This is a genomic window from Paenibacillus provencensis (assembly GCF_042678545.1).
Classification (GTDB): Bacteria; Bacillota; Bacilli; order Paenibacillales; family Paenibacillaceae; genus Paenibacillus; species Paenibacillus provencensis.
Window position 1 is genome coordinate 1,728,316 of record NZ_JBHTKX010000001.1, and the last position, 18,356, is coordinate 1,746,671.

The following is an 18,356-nucleotide window of genomic DNA, read 5'->3' on the forward strand; positions in this document are numbered from 1 at the left end:
ACAGCCACCGATCCTTTGTACTCTAGGATCGGTGGCTGTTTGTTAATTCAAGTTGACTGAATCATTTTCATACTACCGTTAGTTGCTTTTTGTTAAGTTATGAAACTAATTCAACTATTCTTTTTTCTCTGGCAGCGGTGTAAAGAGCAGATTAACAGGCAAATTACTTCCTGGTGCTGCGGTCAACAGAATTTCTACTTTTTGGCTGTAGTCACCTGTACGGTATAATATCGCCTGCTCATTAGGTGCGCTGACCTGTCCAGCAGAATAGATCGCCGTAATATTTCCGTTCACCATCGCATACCCGGAATATTTGCCTCCACGCGGATTGAAGGAGATCAGGGTATTGGCAGCTACGTTATCGAATGTCATTTTGTACAGTACACCGAAGTTACCCGTGTTGGATGCTTCAACACCAAGCATAGGATCTGTGCCCGCAAGATTTGGATCGTCCTGATTATCCCCTAGAGCCAAACGCTGCGCTGTATCTCCAACATACTCAGAATAACGAATGACACGAGTCGAATTCGGATAAGTTCCTCGGTTATGCACACCATCGCGATCGAGAACTGGCAGCTCACTGAGCACTGTAAGCGGATCAAGCTTCTCATCAATCATAACGACATTGTACTCAATCGGATAATCGCTGTGCATATCGGAGAACAACGAGATGACATCTCCTTGCTTCATTCTCGTCTTACTGAGTTCTGTCATCACCAGCTTGCTCTCTCCTGGTTCCAGCGTCAGCATCGATTGTTTGGAGCCATTCTGCATGGATTCGAAATAATTGTAAACGGATTTCTTACCCGCTGCTGTTGCGATACCTGTCGGGCCAGCAAAACCAAGGTTCTCTGTCGTAATTGTGGCCTTAGTGGCATTCTTGTTCGTCGCCACTACATACATCTTCACGTTCTTGCCCACATTGTTAACATGGTGAATCATAAAGCGGGTGTCGCCCACAGAGGTTTCTTTATATACGATTCCTTCGCTGTTAACGGTTTCGGGACTGTTACTGCGAATGAGTGTGCTAGGCTCATCATAATATGAGTAGTTGATTTTTGGCAGAGCAGGCACATTAGATCCGTCAAATGAGAATTTCTCGCCAGGAGGCAGAAGCAGCTTGTTAAAGTCATCTGCCGAATAGAGTGTTTCCCCAGTGATAATAATCGTCTTCTCATAGGAAGACGTCAATCCTTTATTGTCCGTTACCGTGAGGCTGATTGTTTTGGGTCCCGGTGTGAAATGCGCATAGGCTTTATTATTCCAATCATGCTTCACAATTTGACCGTCATCCGTACTCTGGTCCGTAATTGTAATGAATTCGCCCATTCGATATTCATCCTTATCCGTCGTGAACATAGCAACCGGCGGCAGATTAGGCTGGATTACGGTTATCGTCTGGCTGTAAGGATCACTCCAGGTACCGTTCTCGTCTTGTACCATGTATGTAATGGTGTACTCGCCTGCCTCAGCATAAATATCCTGTCTTCCTTCCCAGCGTTCGTTAACAATCTCAAGTCCTGAAGGTGAAATCGCTTCCGTCACATAATTGAGTGTAGTTTGGCCTGCATAAATTTCCTTCTCCTGAATTGTGAACCTGGCAACAGGCTTAACCGACACATCCATAATGATACGCTTGCCCACATTGTCTACTTTGTAAGATATATTAAGTGCTTGAGTAATCGCTGTCAGCGGTACCATGAAGGTATTCTTCGTTTGGAAGGATGTGCCTTTCATCGTCTTCGAAACTCCATTAACCGTATACTTGCTGCTGTCGGTTTTGAAACGCAGTTCGTTGGTTCCACTCGTGATAATAGTCTCTTTGGTTCTCTTGTCATAAGTCACCTTATATCCAACACGGTCAACAAGCGCACGAATCGGAACATACGAAACGCCCTTCTTGACTTGCATTGGCTGAGGTGCGTTATATACTTGACCGCCTTGCTCCATCTTCGTGCTGTTAAAGTGCAGTATCAGCTCATTAGCGGAAGCCGCAGGTACAGGTTCGTTCGTAACCGTATTGTCGATTACTTCTGCAGGCGGCCCAGACTCCTCACCTGTTTCAGTCCCAGAAGCTGCGTTTGGTAATGGTGCTGACTCATCCGTATCGGCAGAACTGTTATTTTCAAGTTCCCCTTGAGCACCTTGTTGATCAGTTATGGCAGCTTCGTTTCCAGACTCTTGAGATGTCAGACTCTGCTCGAGAACTTCGCTCACGTCCGATTCTTGTGGAGCATTAATAACGTTGGATTGTGCACTAACCGGGATAGCTGAAGCGATCTGTGACAAGGCCAAGACGGTTAGCATGGATAGTTTCTTCAGTTTCATTCTTTGACTCCTTCTGTTCTATTTTTCTATTCTCCTCTAAAATTCATAGTATTAGACGCTCTGTAACGGAAAAAGTTTCTAATTTTATTCTATATAATTCTAATTCCCACTATAATATCCTGACCTGTCTGATTCATATAGGTAAGTAAGGTTGGATGCAGGCACTCTAGCAATTGGTAAAGATTAGATGTCTGCACTATAATTTAATAGAAGAGATAACAAATAGAGAGGAGTAAACAATGCTATCCCATCTCAAGAAAATAGACTGGACGATTGTTATCATTTTATGCTTTTTTATGATCACGAGCATTCTTCTCATTCACAGCGGCATTCAGTCTGATCCGATCATGGCCGGCTCTGACAAGACAATGCTGCTCTATTATATCCTTGGATTTGTCGTACTCTTTGGGACGGCGTTTGTTAATTACAGGCTGTTCATTAAATATCATTGGATTCTGTTTGCCGCAGGCTTATTGCTCCTTCTCTATATCGCTTTTTACGGAGACGTCCTTAATGGTGCCAAAGGCTGGATCAACTTAGGCCCTGTCAGTGTACAGCCGGCAGAAATATTTAAATTTATATTGATTCTTAGTCTTGCCGCGATTGTTGCAGCCAAGCAGCGTGAGCTCTTATTCTGGAAAGACGTTGTTCCGATTTCTCTCCTCACCTTTGTTCCCTTCGCATTCGTTATGGTGCAGAATGATATGGGAAACGCACTCTGCTATGTTGTTATTCTGCTGGGTATTCTATGGATAGGCAATATGAAAAATATGCATACCCTATTGATTATGCTGCTCATCGCCTTGCTCGTGTATGGAGGAATCAAATCGTATATCGGTTTTCATGATGAAATTACCAGCTTCTTGACGAATATAGACAAAGAGCATTGGCTGGATCGCTTTGATGCTTGGCTCCTTCCCGATGAAGCGAGCAAGGATGCCACCTACCATACCAACAATGCTAAGCTGGCTATTGCCTCAGGCGGACTATTTGGCAAGGGCTTCCTTCAAGGTGCATACATTCAGTCAGGCTTTGTCCCCTACACCTATTCCGACTCCATTATCGTAGTAGCCGCAGAGGAGTTTGGATTTATTGGTGTATCGGTTATTTTATTTCTGTACTTCATTATCGTTCACAGACTCATTACTATTGCGCTGGAGTGTAAACGCACGGAAGGTCCGATTATCATTGTGGGAATCGTATCCATGCTGCTCTATCAAATATTTGAGAATATTGGGATGTTTATCGGTTTGATGCCGCTGACAGGAATTACTCTGCCTTTTCTCAGCTTCGGAGGATCTTCATTGCTTATTAATATGGCCTGCATGGGTGTAGTATTGAGCATTCGGCTATACGATGAAGAACCTGAGGATCTATTTATGAATCCTCACTCTTCTTATCTCATGGAGCAGAAGGAACGCTCATTATAAGTAATAAAAAAAGGAACTCTATCTGATATTCTCAGGAAGAGTTCCTTGCACATCCTACATGCTTACTCGTCATGGTTGTTCATCGTTTTCCGCACTTCTTTAAAGGTCCTTGCTGCATAAATCCCTACAAATACAAGACCAATTAGTATAGGTACAACCCCAATAAATTGATCTCTCCCTGTTAACGTCATGACGAGCAGGCCCACCAGTACAAAGCCGATACCTACATATTTGTTCCATTTATTGTTACGCATTCTGTCAGCTCCACAGTCAATGTTGTTCATTCACTGCAATAATACCATATTTTCACGTTAATGCTCTATTCATTACACTGTAATATGCCAGCTTTGGCTGATGCTGCTCATCGAACAGGAAGGGCCAGTTCTTACGCCCTCTCACCGGAAAATCATCCAGCCAAGTGTAATCATCTGCTGCTCCCCAGAACGTAACCGAGCTGATTACATCCTTGTACTCTCGCAGCAGCCCAAATATTGATTCATAGCGCTGTGCCTGCAGCTCAAGCATTTCCTCCGTCGGCGCTAAGAGATCCGTTCTTCGATCATCGAATTTGAACATGGATACATCCAGCTCGGTCAGCTGTAATTGAACACCAAGACTTGCATATTTCTCAATCGCCTCACGAATTTCATTCAGCGACGGATCGTATAAATTCCAGTGTGCCTGCAGTCCTACACCATGAATTGGAGCTCCTTGATCGAGCAAGGTTCTGACCAGCTTATAAATCTTGTCTCGTTTAACCGGATTGGACTCATTGTAATCGTTATAGAACAAGAGTGCATCGGGATCGGCCGCATGAGCGAACTCGAAGGCCTTGGCTATGAATTCGGCTCCAGCAATCGTCAGCCACTTGGATGGCCGGAGCCATTCATCTTCATGATCAGATATCGCCTCGTTAACAACATCCCAAGCATAGATATCATTTTTATATCGCTTGACTACGGTATCAATGTGAGATTGTAATCTGCTATAGAGCAATTCTTTGCTGCATAATCCTCCACGGTTATCCTCAAATAGCCAATCGGTCGTTTGGTTATGCCATACAAGTGTATGTCCCCGAAGCTTCATCCGATGCTCCCGAGCGTAACTCACAATTTGATCCGCCGCCTCAAAGGTATAGGTATCCTCTGATGGATGGACACTTTCAAATTTCATTTCATTTTCCGCTGTCAAACTGTTGTAGTGATGAGCAAGCAGCTCCTTCTGATGAATAATTGTTCTGGGATTAACGGCTGCGCCGATCAAGAAATGCTCAGAGAATGCTTCCTTTAAGGATGGTGTGCTTGTGATATCATTAGGGTTCATCGCCTTCATTCCTCCTGTTTGGTTAAGCGTCTTCATTGCACATACACTGAGTATATCATCCTTTTACTCCACCAAGGGTCATCCCTTTCACAAAATACTTTTGAAGGAAAGGGTAGACAAGTATAATAGGTACACTTGCTACGATGGTCATCGTAGCCCGGATGGAAGTAGGTGTAACTTGATTTGCTCCTGCCTCTGAATTCGAGAATTGGCTGGCATAATCCTGCCCGGAGTTCATTGAAGTATTCGAGTTCTGCAATATCTTCATGAGTTCATATTGTAGTGTGCTTAACTCAGTGTTAGACGAGTTATATAAGAATACATCAAACCATGAATTCCACTGTGCTACCGCAGTGAACAGAGACACGGTGGCAAGTACGGGTACACACAGCGGCAATACGATCTTCATGAAAGTCGTGAACTCCCCTGCTCCGTCAATTCTCGCAGATTCCAATATTCCTTCGGGAAGCCCTTCGATAAAAGAACGGATTACAATGACATTAAATACTCCGATTAGTCCTGGGATGATATATACCCAGAAGGTTCCAAGCATATCCAGCTCTCGGATCAGGAGGAAGTTCGGAATCAGTCCCCCGCTGAAATACATGGTGAGAATGAATGCGATCGAAATGAATTTACGAAGTACATATTCCGGGCGGCTGATCGTATAGGCAACCATAGCGCAGCAGAATACCGAAGTTACAGTGCCAACCACAGTACGAAGTACGGAGATTAAGGTTGCATGAAATATGGTCGCTTCGTTAAACACATATTTGTAGTTCTCCCATGTGAATACTCTCGGCCATAAATAAATCCCGCCCTTTACCGAATCTGTAGCATTATTGAACGATACCGCCAGCGTATTTAGAAATGGATATAGGGTTACAACCATAATCAGCAGCATGAACAATATATTCAGTGTATCGAATATCCGATCTGAAGGCGATTTGAACCGGGCATGGGTTTTGGTTACGTTCAATGACTTAGCCATACAATAATCCTCCTTATATAGATTGAACGATCTAGAACAGTCGATCTTCACCCATTCTTTTCGCAATGGAATTCGCCGAGAACAATAGAATAAAGCTGACGATCGTCTTGAACATACCAGCAGCAATGGATAAAGAGAAATTCCCCATCTGAATCCCATACTTCAGTACAAAAATATCCAGATTCTCTGAGTAATCCACATTCATTCCATTTCCAAGCAGATATTGCGGCTCGAATCCGGATTCCAGCAAATTACCGATATTCATAATAAGCAAGATGATAACGACCGGCTTAAGTCCCGGTAGTGTTATATGCCAAATCCGCTGCAACCGCCCTGCTCCATCAATTTCTGCCGCCTCATACTGGGCAGGGTCAATCATGGTCATCGCAGCAAGATATATAATCGTGTTCCAGCCGACATTTTTCCATACCTCCGAAGCTCCTAGAATTCCCCAGAAGTATTCACCTTTGCCGAGCCATAAGATCGGTTCATTAATTAGACCCGTCCACATCAGGAGTTCATTCACAATACCGCCGTCTGCGGATAATGCGGTCGAGATAATACTCGCAGCTACCACCCAAGATATAAAGTGAGGTAAATAACTGACCGTTTGGACAAAACGCTTGAATACCACATTACGAAGCTCATTCAGCAGAATGGCCAGTGTAATTGCTGTTACAAATCCGAGCACCAGATTGATGAAACTCATGGCAAGCGTATTGCGCATAACTCTTAGAAAATGTTCATCCTGAAACAAAAAGGCAAAGTGCTGGAAGCCAACCCATTCCTGATCTAGGATCTTTTTTGCCGGTTTAAAGTCCTGAAATGCAATGCTCCAGCCCCATAGTGGCAGATATTTAAAGATAATGAGCCATATCAAGAACGGTACCGACATGAATACGAGTGTTTTCTGCTGTCCAAGCTTTCTCATAAATGTGCCTGGAGTCATTCTTCTTGCCCTCTGCTTGCGCCGTGTTTTTTTATCTAACGACGGAGTGATGGCATTTTCCATGGTCCCTGCTCCTTTCCTCTTCACCGTGAGGGTATGTAATGATCACATCAAATTATACAAATCCTGATCCGAAGACAATGTAAGGCCGGGTTCCAAGACGTATCAAGAGAACCCGGCCCGCCTTTCCTTGATTATTGACCTTCTACAACCGCAATTTTCTTCGCTACCTCTTCCGTGATCAGCTGCTCATAATCTGCTGCACCGAGCTTGTTAAACTCGGTGACATATTCTCCCCACAGGGATTCAAAGTCTGAAGGATTCGCAAGCACGAGCTGAGGGAAATACTTTCTCTGCAGATCGGACTTCTTCTGAGTGAAGATCTGAGAAGGAGAGCCTTGCTCGATCTGAATGCTCCACGCTGGATACCAAGGACGATCATCTGGGTCTGCAAACAATTGGGAGAAGGATGCAATGTCGTATTCCTCCAGCAGCTTCTTATCTCCCTCACTGTAAGACATCTGTGCAACTTCCGGCTGACGGCCTGCTCCTACGGAGTTACCATCCGGCAAGGAAGAACCATTACCGTAGCGCGGCCAGCTATATTCAAAATATTTGAAACCGTATGATTCACGGAATGCATCCGCGTTTGTCTTCTCAATCTGCTCTTCTGTCCGATAGAAGCGTCCATTCTCATCAATGGAGTAGGTCTCGCCTTCAATCCCCCAGTTAGACAACACTTGGTTCTCGTCGGTCAGCAGGTTATTAAAATATTTAATAATACGAACTGGATCCTTCGCACTGACAGATATTCCGACACCGCGGTTATTGACAAAGGAAGGCGGATCCAAATACTGGTCCTTAATACTCTCGTCATAAACGATCGGCAGTGCCATGTATTCAAGATCATCATTGCCCGCTTCACGCAAATTGTTCATCGCTTGCCCTGCCTGCCAGCGGTAATCGAAGAATCCAAGGACTTTGCCCGAGGCAAGCTTCGCCAGATACTGATCATAGTTGTCTACAAATGAGGATTTATCAAACAACCCTTCGCTGTTCAGCTTGTTAAGCTCTTGCAGGTATCGCTTGGTAATATCATCATCCGCATAGTCATTGGCTTGATGCGTTTCCATGTCGATAATGACTCCACCGTCATTCGGATATCCCGCGAGATGCATCGGTGCATTGGTAAAGGCAAAGAACTTATCTTGTGTCGTTAGTGACAAGTAGCCTGTCAGATCTTCCTCTGGATGCTTGCTCACATAATCTCTGATTAAGGCCAAATAGTCATCAAATGTCTTGATATCTGGATACCCGGCTTCCTTGAGCACTCGGCGCTGAATCCAGAAGGCACCTTGTTCAATGTTTGGCGCAGATATGTAATCACCAACCACAGCACTAAGCGGCAGGAAATAAATATTGCCATCTTCTGCTTTCATCAAGTTGTAGTACGGCTCATAGACACGCTTGATGTTAGGGCCGTATTCATCAATGAGGTCATTCAGCGGAATAAATGCACCTGCATCCAGCAGTTTGTCAATTGATGCACCTGGAACAAGAACATCCGGGTACTCATTACTCGCGATAAAGGTTCCTATTTTCGTGTTCTCATCCCCGACCAGATGCTCCATCTTGAAATTGACACCGGTTTGTTCCTCGAATATTTTGCCGATCGTTGTCTCATTCGTATTTTTGTCTTTACCGGCTGCTGCATTGAAATAACTGAAGGTAACCTTTTCTTCCTGTCCTGTTTCCTCACTGCCTGCTGTTGATCCGGGCTCGCTGGTACCGCTGGACCCACTGCTGCAAGCACTAACGATAGAGACCGAGAGAAGCAGGGTAAGACAATTCATCCATAATTTCTTTTTCACGATTCTGACCTTCCCCTTTCGAAAAGCTCGATGAATTTGTAAGCACTTTCATTATAATTTAGAAAGAATTTCTCTTTTACTAGGCAATCTATAGTGAGTACTTAGGAAATCATACTGTTTTCAATTTACTTAAATCCTATCCCTTACGGATCTACTGGAATAATTATAGATACATATGTTCCTATGCCTGGCTCGCTCTCGATCGTGAATTTGAAATTCGCCCCATAATACAGCTTCATACGATAAATGACATTCTGTATCCCGATCCGCTCGCCCATATCCTCATCCTTCGACATATAAGCATTAATCCGGTTTACCTGCTCTGTTGGCATTCCTGCTCCGTTGTCCATTATGGTGCAATACATCAAGTCGTCAATCACTTGCATATTGACCTTGATGGTGCCACCATGCTTGACAGGCTCTATTCCATGAAGGGCCGCATTTTCTACAAAAGTGACAATCGACATTTTGGGGATCAATCGGTCTTTATCCTCCGGATGGATCATTACCTCGTAGTTAATCCTGTCTCCAAAACGATACCGCTGGATCTCCAGGAAACAATGAATGAATTCCACTTCTTCCCTCAAGGTGACCATGTCACGCTTCCACACTAGAGAATTACGTAAGATTTTGGCCAGGTTGTGTATAATCTTTGAGGTTTCTTCCTCTTCTTTCATGAGACTGCGCATCCGAATCGTTTCCAGTGTATTAAACAGAAAATGCGGATTGATCTGACTTTGCAGCGCGTTAAGCTGAGCTTCCTTTCGTTCAATCTCTAGATTTTTCTTCTGAATGTCAGCCACATACACATCATTAATTAAGCTCTTCAGCTGCAGCGTCATCCGATTAAACTCATATGTAAGCTGACCAATTTCATCGATCGTTTCTGAATCGTTAATGGTGTCATAATGCTGATTCTTGACCCTCTTCATGTGCTTCAGAATACGAATGAGCCGAACATTCATGGAACGGCTGATCCAGATCAACACAATGGTTGGCAGCAAGAAGTTCAAGCAAGTCAAGGTAATGATAAAATTGCGGGATTGGCGTACTTCATAGAGAACAACATCTTTAGAGATTGCTGCTGCAATGGTCCAGCTGTTTAGATGATTCGTCATAAATGAAGGCGTCTGAAACTCCAGATATTCATCCGGCAGCTCAATATCTGCATAGGAAACAGCCCCCTTTGATACATTGACATGAGGATCCGTCGTATACTCAATCTCCCCACTGCCGTTCAATAGATATACATTCCCCTGAAGCTGACGATTGCCAAGAATCTGACGAATTGTAGACATTCGGACATCGACTTTGAGCAGCTTGGTATATTCATTTTGTGAGTAATAATAATCCATCTTTCGAATAACACTCATCTTGCCCTGCTGGTTATTCTCACCATGTCGTATGATCAGCGGCTGTGTCTGTTCTGCAGACATGATCTGTTCATACCAGGGCTCTTTTTTCACAGCATCATCTATAAGGCTAATCCCTCCGGAATACAAGAGTGTAGGGTTGTCTGAATATACCGTTATTCCTTCAACAGTGTTATAGACTGCACTTCCTGAATGCAAAATGCGCCTGAGGTAAGAATCGTATGCGGTAATATACTGGGCTGGATGAGGATATGATGTTTCTATAATCTCGTATAGCATGTGATCCGTGTAGAATTCGGAGGAAATTTCGAGTGTATCTTGAAGCTCCCGGGTGAATTCATTTTTTATCTGGGTTAGTGTCAGGTTGATATCTTGAATTCTCTGGTTCTTTACGTTATCCGTCACCCTGGTATAGAAGATGATATTCGTTGCAAGAATCGGCAGGAATACCGCCAGAAAATAAAGAAGCAGCATCTTGTCCCGCAGCCTTACATTATTCAGGCTTGGCTTCATGTGGTTTCTCCTCTGACTTGCCTTCCTTCAGCAGACCTTGGCGGTAATCACTAGGACTCATCTGCATGAGCTTCTCAAATTGAGTGACAAAATAATCCGAATTGCCGTAACCGACGCGTTCTGCAATTTCGTAAATTCGTAAGTCTGTCTGTCTAAGCAGCTTCTTTGCCTCCTGGATTCGAAGGTGGAGCAAGTAATCATTGAAATATAATCCATATGTTTTTTTGAACCGCTGACCAAGATACACAGGATTCATGTAGAACACACCCGCAATGCTCTTGAGACTGATATTGTCTTGAAAATGACTATCTATATATAGCTTGATCTTATGGATACCCCGTGTTCCTTGCTCCTTGCGAAGCTCAGCGATATAGAGTGCACTCTCTGCAGCAAATTTCGTGAATAAATCGCGGATTGCCTTCAAAGAGAGATTGTGGTCGTACCAGGAAGTCATGGGAACCCATGCATCTAGCCGGTCTTCATCTCCTCCCATGTCCTTCAGCACTTTTACAGCATGATTGACACATTGATGAATGTTCATCTTCATCGCTTCTGGTGCATAATTTTTCTCCTGGAAGCTCCGAAACATGGATTCTATAGTGACAGGAAGTGACTCCATATCGGATTCTTCAATCTGTTCCATGACTCGTCTATACATTTGCTCTTCAAGTGGCAGGTACTTTAAAGCTGAATGGTGATTATCATCCAGGATGACGATCCCTGTATCATCATAAATAAATTTATAGAGCAAAGCCTGCTTAGCACTTTCGTAGGATTCACGGATGCTCGCTATCCCTTGAACACGCTTACCGGTATATAAGAACAATCGTCCTTCTAGTTTTACTTCGGTTTGAAGGTGCTCCAGCAAATTTCGTATATTGTTACTGAACATGGACAGCATTCGCTTCGTTATAATGAAGCCAAATCGGTTACGGTGCTCCTGCAAGTACACACGATCAGCACAAGTCACATGCTGAAGCCATCTCAGTATATGTGCTTTGCATTGTTGAATAATGTCAGACTGTCTATCAGCAGACAGATGGAAGATATCATTTATTTCTGCAAACACATAGTAGATCTCTTCACCCGTGTCCATATTTAAACGCTTCTCCCACTCTCGATAAGCACCGGGTTCTCCTTTCTCATTCAGGATGAGATCCATCAGCATACTTGAATTCAAACTTTGATTCAAATGTTCTGCAGTCCGTTCCTGCTGAATACGCAGACTTAATTTTTTGAGCGTAGTGTGGAACTCTTCTTCATCAATCGGCTTCAAAATAAAATCATGAACTCCATATCTGACCGCTTGCTGTGCATAACTGAAGTCATCATAGCCGCTCACAATGATAAAGGATGGTCTGGTTCCTTCATTTTCCTCTTCACTTATCACCTGACGGATTAATCCCATCCCATCAAGAACGGGCATTCGAATATCCGTAATAACTACATCAGGCGACGATTCTCTAATCAGACTTAGGGCATCTTCACCATTGTCGGCCTCTCCGACGATACGAAATCCACATGATTCCCAATCAACGATCTTCATTAATCCTTTGCGGGTAAATACCTCGTCATCCACTAATATAGCTGTATATGTAGACTGCATCCAAAGTCCCCCCTTATAATTGCTGACTTACCGTTATCCTATATGGTAGCGTTTACATATAGGTGTGTTTATTGTAATGAGCGATGTATTTAAGTGTCAAATTAAAAATATGATGAAAATGGGTGAAATGAGAAGACCACCCCCTATAAAAGGCGATGGTCTATCCTACATAGTAAGCTTCTTATATAATTTACTGCCTTCCAAGAGCAGCCTAAGCATAACAGCGGTTTGGGCACGGATGAAAGCTCCTTTAGGACTTGCAAGTGTGGTATCGTCTACAGCCAGCTTATATTCGAACAGTAATTGCTCCACATAAGGAGCAGACCACGGACTGAACATAGCTATGCGCTTTTTCATGCCATCAGCTATAGCGTCTAAACCATCAATACTCTGCCGATTTGGCATGACTCTAGTCTAGGAACATCTTATCGCAAAGAGATTCCACGACATACCCGATGAATTATAGGTTTTACTTCATTAATTTAATGTTTAGAAATAAGAATTTTGCATAAATCCCAAAATGAACGATCCTGAAATATATAGCAAAAAAATCCCCGCCTCTCTTTCGAGAAACGAGGATTGCTGTGGATCATTGAATGATCCCAAACATATGTCACTCATGCCATGATGATATAAGTTAGAAATTCAACGTGTTGTTGCTCGGCTTATCTGCAGGCGGGTCTGGGACGTATTCCTTTTCCCAAAACTCTGCATTTCGAATACCCAGCTTAACTGGATCGAATACGGGGTCTTTGCCCTCTTTCTTCTGGGCTTCATAATCTCTAAGCACTTTGAGGGCAGGCTTGGTGAGTAGAAGAATCGCAATAATATTCAGCCATGCCATACTGCCAACGCCTATATCTCCGAGTCCCCATGCAAGGCTCGCTGTCTTCACACTGCCGTAGAATGTGGCGCCTAATATTACCAATTTGAGCACATATTCTAACCAAATCCGGCGCGTTTTTTGATTAATATAAGCAAGATTAGTTTCAGCCATATAATAGTAGGCCATGATGGTTGTGAAAGCAAAGAATAACAGCGCAATCGCAATGAACGGTGCACCAAAACCTGGCATGAAGGTCTCAACAGCCTTGATCGTGAAATCTGGACCTGGACTAACATCCCCCAGATTATTCACAATCGGTGCTGTTCCTTCTGGGATAACATTGTACATTCCAGTGATCAATATCATGAATGCCGTTGCAGTACATACAAACAGCGTATCAATATAGATTGAAAATGCCTGCACCAAGCCTTGCTTCGCAGGATGGGATACTTCTGCAGCGGCTGCCGCATGCGGCGCTGTTCCCTGTCCTGCTTCATTGGAATAAATTCCACGCTTAACACCCCAGCTAATCGCAGCCCCTAAAATACCGCCAAAGGCAGCATGCGCTCCAAATGCACTTGAGAAAATCATGCTCAATACTGCTGGAATTTCAGAGAAATTCACGATCACAATAAGGACTGCCATTATGATATATCCTGCCGCCATAAATGGAACCGCTACTTGGGCGACATTGGCAATCCGCTTAACCCCACCAAAGATAATGACCGCCAGAAGAACTACAAGAATGATGCCAGTAACGACAGGATCAATATTAAATGCCGTTGACATTCCCGAAGCGATACTATTCGCTTGAACACCTGGCAGAAGCAGACCAGTAGCCAATACGGTCACGATTGCAAACAAGACCGCATACCATTTCATATTCAGTCCTTTTTCGATGTAATATGCTGGGCCTCCGCGAAATTGTCCATCCTGCTTCGTCTTATACACTTGGCCCAGCGCTGCTTCGACAAATGCAGATCCTGCACCAAGGAAGGCAATCAGCCACATCCAAAATACCGCACCCGGTCCGCCAAAAGCGATGGCAGTTGCTACACCTGCGATATTTCCTGTTCCGACTCTTCCCGCCAAAGCCATGGATAAGGCTTGGAAGGAAGATATTCCCGCATCAGAGCTTTTTCCTTTAAACATCAGCTTAAACATATCCTTAATCATTCTTACCTGCATAAAACGTGTTGCAAAAGTATAAAAGAGTCCTGTCGCTAAACAAAGATAAATTAATGCATCGCTCCATATAATACCGTTTAACCAATTAACAAATGACTCCATTTGCAAACCTCCCGGAATTTATACTTTTACTTTTCATTGCGTCATATAAATTAACTTCATTCTCCCTACATTGAGTTATTATAGTCCGAACACACCATATCATGTCAATATATATTTCATATAAGTATCAATAAAGAGTTAGATCGCTGGCATTAGAGAAGAAACGGGCATTTTGTAATTTATACAGCAGCATGTCAATGTTTATGTCAATCGTGGGCGAAACAAATAAAGAGCCCTGTCTTATACTAAGACGGACTCTTCGTTGAACGAGCATTTCAATTATGTTGCTGCTATCGTTTCAAGAGACGGAGGGGTTACAGCTTCGTTGCTGCTCACTTCTGCCTTCTTCAAATATTTCTTTCCCCTCCATCTATAATAAGAAAGGATGCCTCTCAAATATTCGTCAGCGATCATGCAGGAATAGATTCCGACCAGTCCCCATCCCATGTGAACTCCAAGTACGTAAGAGAGACCGGTAGCTACAATCCACATCGATCCTAATGAGATATACATCGTGAACCTCGTATCTCCAATCGCATTTAGCGAACTGCCGAGTGCCATATTGAGCATTTTCCCCGGCTGCAATATTAGATTCATCCCTAGTAACGAGGCTCCAATTGCAATAATGGTCTGATCATCGGTAAACAGGCCTAATATATGTCTTCCGAATACAAAGAGTATGAACGCATTAACTACAACATATATCGCCCCGATGCCTAGTGCCCTGTAGGCGCTGCGGTATGCCTCCTGAATTCTTCCTGCACCAAACAAATGAGCAATTTGAATTTGGGCTGCCATTGCAATGGATGAACCGAGCAGGAAACAGAATGACTCCAGTGTATTCATGTATGTTCTGGCTGCCAGTTCCGCAGATCCTAGTGTTGCGATAAACGAGTACAGGATGAGCTGTGTAAAGACCCAGCAAGAGGAATTGACTCCCAGCGGCCAGCCAATCTTCATAATCTCGCCAAACAAAGGCTTGTTAAAAATCCGGAATTCCTTCCATTGAATCTTATAATCAAATGAGCGAAGGTACATGTAGAACAGCAACAATACAGCCAGAAGGCGACTTACAACCGTTGATATAGCTACCCCGGTGAGTCCCCACTGTGGGAAACCGAAGGCCCCGAATATGAAGCCATAGTTAAAGAAGACGTGAATGATATTCATCCCAATTGCAACATACATCGGCCCCTTCGTATTCCCTGTATTCCGAATCACAGTGCTCATCGTCGCCATCATGGACACAAGCACCATACCTCCGCCTACGATCGAAATGTAAGTCCCTGCGAGCGGAAGCAATCCTGCTGGGAGCTGCAGCATGGAAGAAATCTGTTCTGGAAACACAAACAGAACGACACTGCATAGAATGCCGATCAGCGTAGTCACGCTAAAAGCCATAATACCGATAATTCGGGCATCTTGCATCTTGCCTGAGCCCAGCTTCTGGGCAATCAGAATCCCTGCTCCGCTGGCGATCGTTGTAAACAACACGGTCATTGCCTGAAACAGCTGATTGGAGAAACCGACAACGGCAACGGCATCATCGGAAATCCGGCTTACCATTAATGTATCAACTGCTCCGAGCAGAAACTGCAGAAACAGTTCAATAAATATGGGCCATGCCAGCACCCATAACGTAAACTTTTTATTATCCATATCTAATATTCCAACCTCCACAACAAAATAAGCGTTTATCAAAAAATCGATCCGAACGCCTCAACATTTTAAAATTATAGATGGTATACTAAAAGGATAATATCATTTTATGAACTCAAACTTATAATATTCAAACCTAAGGATATGAAAGGGCTTTTACTATGACTATTCTTCATTTTTCGGTTCCTCCGCTGCCGGAATATATCATGAGCGGGATCTGTAATGGACCGATGGCGGGTAAGCACCCAAACCGTAAGAACATCGGCATATTTGATTTGCTCGTTGTTATCTCTGGGGAGCTTGACGTCACGGAGAACGGCACTGCCTATCGCATTAGCACAGGTAAATATTTGATTCTAAGGCCGGATGCGCATCATTACGGAACGAAAGAATGCTCAGAGGATACAACCTATTACTGGCTGCACTTTCAATCGTCTGGCTCGTGGAGCACGGATTCGTCATCTCTGAAGCTTCCCAGCCATGATTCTTCCGAGCTGCAGTTAATGGTGCCGAATTACTTCACGGTAAATATCCCTCAGTTCGGCACGCTGCCAAGCATAGACAAAACAGAGGCATTGCTTCGAACATTAACAGGACTCGTACAGCATGGTCATCATACTCAATCCTTATGGAAGCAGCAGCTTGTTTTTCAAGAGCTGATGGAGCAGCTGGCCGGGGCACTGGAGCCGCCGATCTCCTCGCCATCCTCCGCCTGTGCCAGTAAGGCCGCTGCTTATATACGTAAACATTATCGTGAGGAATTTAAAGCGCAGACCATGGGAGAACGTATCAACTTTCACCCTGTCTATATCGCACGGTGCATGCAGAAGGAATTCAATCGTTCACCCGTCGAGTATTTACTGCATTACCGCATCGAACAGGCAAAGCTGCTGCTGCTGCAAACAGATCTCTCCATTAGCCGGGTCGCTGAGGAAGTCGGCTTTAACCAAGCTGCATACTTCACATCCTGCTTCACTAAACAGGAGGGCATATCACCACGAAATTTTCGGAAGCGTCTGTTTATGTAGTGATAACTCCAGAATATCGATCAGAGCTATTCATAGAGTTCATCTCACCAAGAGTAAAGGTCCGAACCATTAATCGGTATCGGACCTTCACACAAACTACTGATCAAGCTCAATTGTATTTATGGAAGCATAAGCATGTGGTTTAAATCCTTCCGTCGGTTCTCCTTGCGGTATTGCAACCTCATATATAAACCAAGTACCATCCATATCCTTAACGATATATTCGTAAGAGTCTCCAGTAGCTTCTTCCCGAACTTTTAGAAACAGGCTTGCATCATGAATGCTATCATGCTCCAGCTCTTCAACTGCTCCAAATGCTGAGAGCTTAGTCATCCCCTCTTCTTTTAACTGTGCAAGCTCGGTATCTCCGCTCTGCTGACCAATCTTCACCTCATAGCTTGGATCGACATCCATGGACAGCACACCTGTCTCTGGATTGAAGGTGAATATATCAAATACATACAGTGAATATCCATCAGCTGCTTTTACCAGCTCTGCTTCTTTCTGCTCAGTCATACCCTCAAGCTGTAGTTCAACCTCTGTAACAGAAGGTCGTTCGTCTCCCGGCGTTTTTGGCTCTGCCGTATCAGGACCCTCGCTTCCCTGTGCAGAACTTATAATCTCAATGAGAACCCGCTGCTGTAACGTATCCTCGCCTTCAATCGGCCGCTCTTCATATTTAAATTCAAGGACGCTGTTCTCTCCCACCTCCGCAATGGCAGCCTGCATTCCCTCGCCTAACTGAAAGGCTGTCGGCTCGCCATCTATTACAATCTCAACCGTGTGCGGATCAGCAAGACCTGTAAGAGTTCCTTTGGCTTCCTTCACTTCTACCTCGGGCTCATTCGGTTCTACGATTCCCTGGTCAACTCCGGGTTCAGGGACTGGGTCTGCTTCATTAGTTTGAGCACAACCTGCAATCGCGAATGTAAGCAGCAGCAGCAATATCATTTTGGATTGGATCTTCATCATCAGCACCTCCTCTAGTTTATGACGCGATTGGATACTACAAAGTTGCTTGTAAACACATTTTAGGCTCTGACCATTCGTATGTCTTTTAGATGAAGATTGGTGAAGATTGGTCAATATATTGACCTGAACAGTAAATACAAAGGCCGAATCTAGCTGCACAAAAAACCGTCATTTGTACTTAAACAAACGACGGTTTT

The 18,356-nt window shown here is 43.9% G+C and carries 14 protein-coding genes; 2 read left to right on the top strand and 12 right to left on the bottom strand.

Going from position 1 to position 18,356, the window contains the following annotated elements; all coding sequences use genetic code 11:
• Positions 1–114 precede the first annotated feature (114 nt).
• Entirely contained in the window at positions 115–2,328 is a 2,214-nt protein-coding gene (locus ACFQ3J_RS08235; protein WP_251583620.1) for a stalk domain-containing protein, read from the bottom strand.
• Positions 2,329–2,567: 239 nt separating this feature from the next.
• Here ACFQ3J_RS08235 and ACFQ3J_RS08240 point away from each other — a divergent pair, with 239 nt between their 5' ends.
• Entirely contained in the window at positions 2,568–3,758 is a 1,191-nt protein-coding gene (locus ACFQ3J_RS08240) for an FtsW/RodA/SpoVE family cell cycle protein (protein WP_251583619.1), read from the top strand.
• Between the two features lie 62 nt (positions 3,759–3,820).
• Here the strand turns inward: ACFQ3J_RS08240 and ACFQ3J_RS08245 are convergent, their stop codons facing one another.
• The 10 genes from ACFQ3J_RS08245 to ACFQ3J_RS08290 form a co-directional block, all read right to left on the bottom strand.
• A complete protein-coding gene (locus ACFQ3J_RS08245) occupies positions 3,821–4,012 on the bottom strand; it encodes a hypothetical protein (RefSeq protein ID WP_251583618.1) in 192 nt (63 codons plus the stop codon).
• A gap of 52 nt (positions 4,013–4,064) precedes the next feature.
• The gene (locus tag ACFQ3J_RS08250; protein ID WP_251583617.1) at positions 4,065–5,081 is read right to left on the bottom strand and encodes an endo-1,4-beta-xylanase; all 1,017 of its coding nucleotides are present in this window, start codon (positions 5,079–5,081) and stop codon (positions 4,065–4,067) included.
• 55 nt (positions 5,082–5,136) lie between these two features.
• Positions 5,137–6,072 (bottom strand): carbohydrate ABC transporter permease, encoded by a 936-nt coding sequence (locus ACFQ3J_RS08255; protein ID WP_251583616.1) that lies wholly within the window; start codon positions 6,070–6,072, stop codon positions 5,137–5,139.
• Positions 6,073–6,103: 31 nt separating this feature from the next.
• Entirely contained in the window at positions 6,104–7,021 is a 918-nt protein-coding gene (locus ACFQ3J_RS08260; protein ID WP_251583668.1) for an ABC transporter permease, read from the bottom strand.
• A 194-nt stretch (positions 7,022–7,215) separates the two neighbouring features.
• Positions 7,216–8,874, bottom strand: a complete 1,659-nt coding sequence (locus ACFQ3J_RS08265) for an ABC transporter substrate-binding protein (RefSeq protein ID WP_251583667.1) — start codon at positions 8,872–8,874, stop codon at positions 7,216–7,218.
• A 161-nt stretch (positions 8,875–9,035) separates the two neighbouring features.
• On the bottom strand, positions 9,036–10,778 hold the full coding sequence (locus tag ACFQ3J_RS08270) for a sensor histidine kinase (protein WP_251583615.1): 1,743 nt from the start codon (positions 10,776–10,778) through the stop codon (positions 9,036–9,038).
• Positions 10,759–12,384, bottom strand: a complete 1,626-nt coding sequence (locus tag ACFQ3J_RS08275; protein WP_091155894.1) for a response regulator transcription factor — start codon at positions 12,382–12,384, stop codon at positions 10,759–10,761. The genes ACFQ3J_RS08270 and ACFQ3J_RS08275 overlap by 20 nt, the downstream gene beginning before the upstream one ends.
• Before the next feature lie 165 nt (positions 12,385–12,549).
• Entirely contained in the window at positions 12,550–12,789 is a 240-nt protein-coding gene (locus ACFQ3J_RS08280) for a hypothetical protein (protein WP_091155893.1), read from the bottom strand.
• A gap of 232 nt (positions 12,790–13,021) precedes the next feature.
• A complete protein-coding gene (locus ACFQ3J_RS08285; protein WP_251583614.1) occupies positions 13,022–14,500 on the bottom strand; it encodes an alanine/glycine:cation symporter family protein in 1,479 nt (492 codons plus the stop codon).
• Between the two features lie 279 nt (positions 14,501–14,779).
• Complete coding sequence (locus ACFQ3J_RS08290; protein ID WP_285850188.1) at positions 14,780–16,159, bottom strand: MATE family efflux transporter; 1,380 nt, start codon at positions 16,157–16,159, stop codon at positions 14,780–14,782.
• A gap of 161 nt (positions 16,160–16,320) precedes the next feature.
• Here ACFQ3J_RS08290 and ACFQ3J_RS08295 point away from each other — a divergent pair, with 161 nt between their 5' ends.
• On the top strand, positions 16,321–17,187 hold the full coding sequence (locus tag ACFQ3J_RS08295; RefSeq protein WP_251583613.1) for an AraC family transcriptional regulator: 867 nt from the start codon (positions 16,321–16,323) through the stop codon (positions 17,185–17,187).
• A gap of 96 nt (positions 17,188–17,283) precedes the next feature.
• Here ACFQ3J_RS08295 and ACFQ3J_RS08300 read toward each other — a convergent pair whose 3' ends face one another.
• Complete coding sequence (locus ACFQ3J_RS08300; protein WP_251583612.1) at positions 17,284–18,159, bottom strand: hypothetical protein; 876 nt, start codon at positions 18,157–18,159, stop codon at positions 17,284–17,286.
• Positions 18,160–18,356 lie beyond the last annotated feature (197 nt).

What these genes read in the sequence shown, in the direction of transcription:
- ACFQ3J_RS08265 (WP_251583667.1), bottom strand. Translation starts at nt 8,874, where the DNA reads ATGAATTGTCTTACCCTGCTTCTCTCGGTCTCTATCGTTAGTGCTTGC.
- ACFQ3J_RS08250 (WP_251583617.1), bottom strand. Translation starts at nt 5,081, where the DNA reads ATGAACCCTAATGATATCACAAGCACACCATCCTTAAAGGAAGCATTC.
- ACFQ3J_RS08260 (WP_251583668.1), bottom strand. Translation starts at nt 7,021, where the DNA reads ATGACTCCAGGCACATTTATGAGAAAGCTTGGACAGCAGAAAACACTC.
- ACFQ3J_RS08285 (WP_251583614.1), bottom strand. Translation starts at nt 14,500, where the DNA reads ATGGAGTCATTTGTTAATTGGTTAAACGGTATTATATGGAGCGATGCA.
- ACFQ3J_RS08270 (WP_251583615.1), bottom strand. Translation starts at nt 10,778, where the DNA reads ATGAAGCCAAGCCTGAATAATGTAAGGCTGCGGGACAAGATGCTGCTT.
- ACFQ3J_RS08235 (WP_251583620.1), bottom strand. Translation starts at nt 2,328, where the DNA reads ATGAAACTGAAGAAACTATCCATGCTAACCGTCTTGGCCTTGTCACAG.
- ACFQ3J_RS08240 (WP_251583619.1), top strand. Translation starts at nt 2,568, where the DNA reads ATGCTATCCCATCTCAAGAAAATAGACTGGACGATTGTTATCATTTTA.
- ACFQ3J_RS08280 (WP_091155893.1), bottom strand. Translation starts at nt 12,789, where the DNA reads ATGCCAAATCGGCAGAGTATTGATGGTTTAGACGCTATAGCTGATGGC.
- ACFQ3J_RS08255 (WP_251583616.1), bottom strand. Translation starts at nt 6,072, where the DNA reads ATGGCTAAGTCATTGAACGTAACCAAAACCCATGCCCGGTTCAAATCG.
- ACFQ3J_RS08275 (WP_091155894.1), bottom strand. Translation starts at nt 12,384, where the DNA reads ATGCAGTCTACATATACAGCTATATTAGTGGATGACGAGGTATTTACC.
- ACFQ3J_RS08290 (WP_285850188.1), bottom strand. Translation starts at nt 16,159, where the DNA reads ATGGATAATAAAAAGTTTACGTTATGGGTGCTGGCATGGCCCATATTT.
- ACFQ3J_RS08245 (WP_251583618.1), bottom strand. Translation starts at nt 4,012, where the DNA reads ATGCGTAACAATAAATGGAACAAATATGTAGGTATCGGCTTTGTACTG.
- ACFQ3J_RS08300 (WP_251583612.1), bottom strand. Translation starts at nt 18,159, where the DNA reads ATGATGAAGATCCAATCCAAAATGATATTGCTGCTGCTGCTTACATTC.
- ACFQ3J_RS08295 (WP_251583613.1), top strand. Translation starts at nt 16,321, where the DNA reads ATGACTATTCTTCATTTTTCGGTTCCTCCGCTGCCGGAATATATCATG.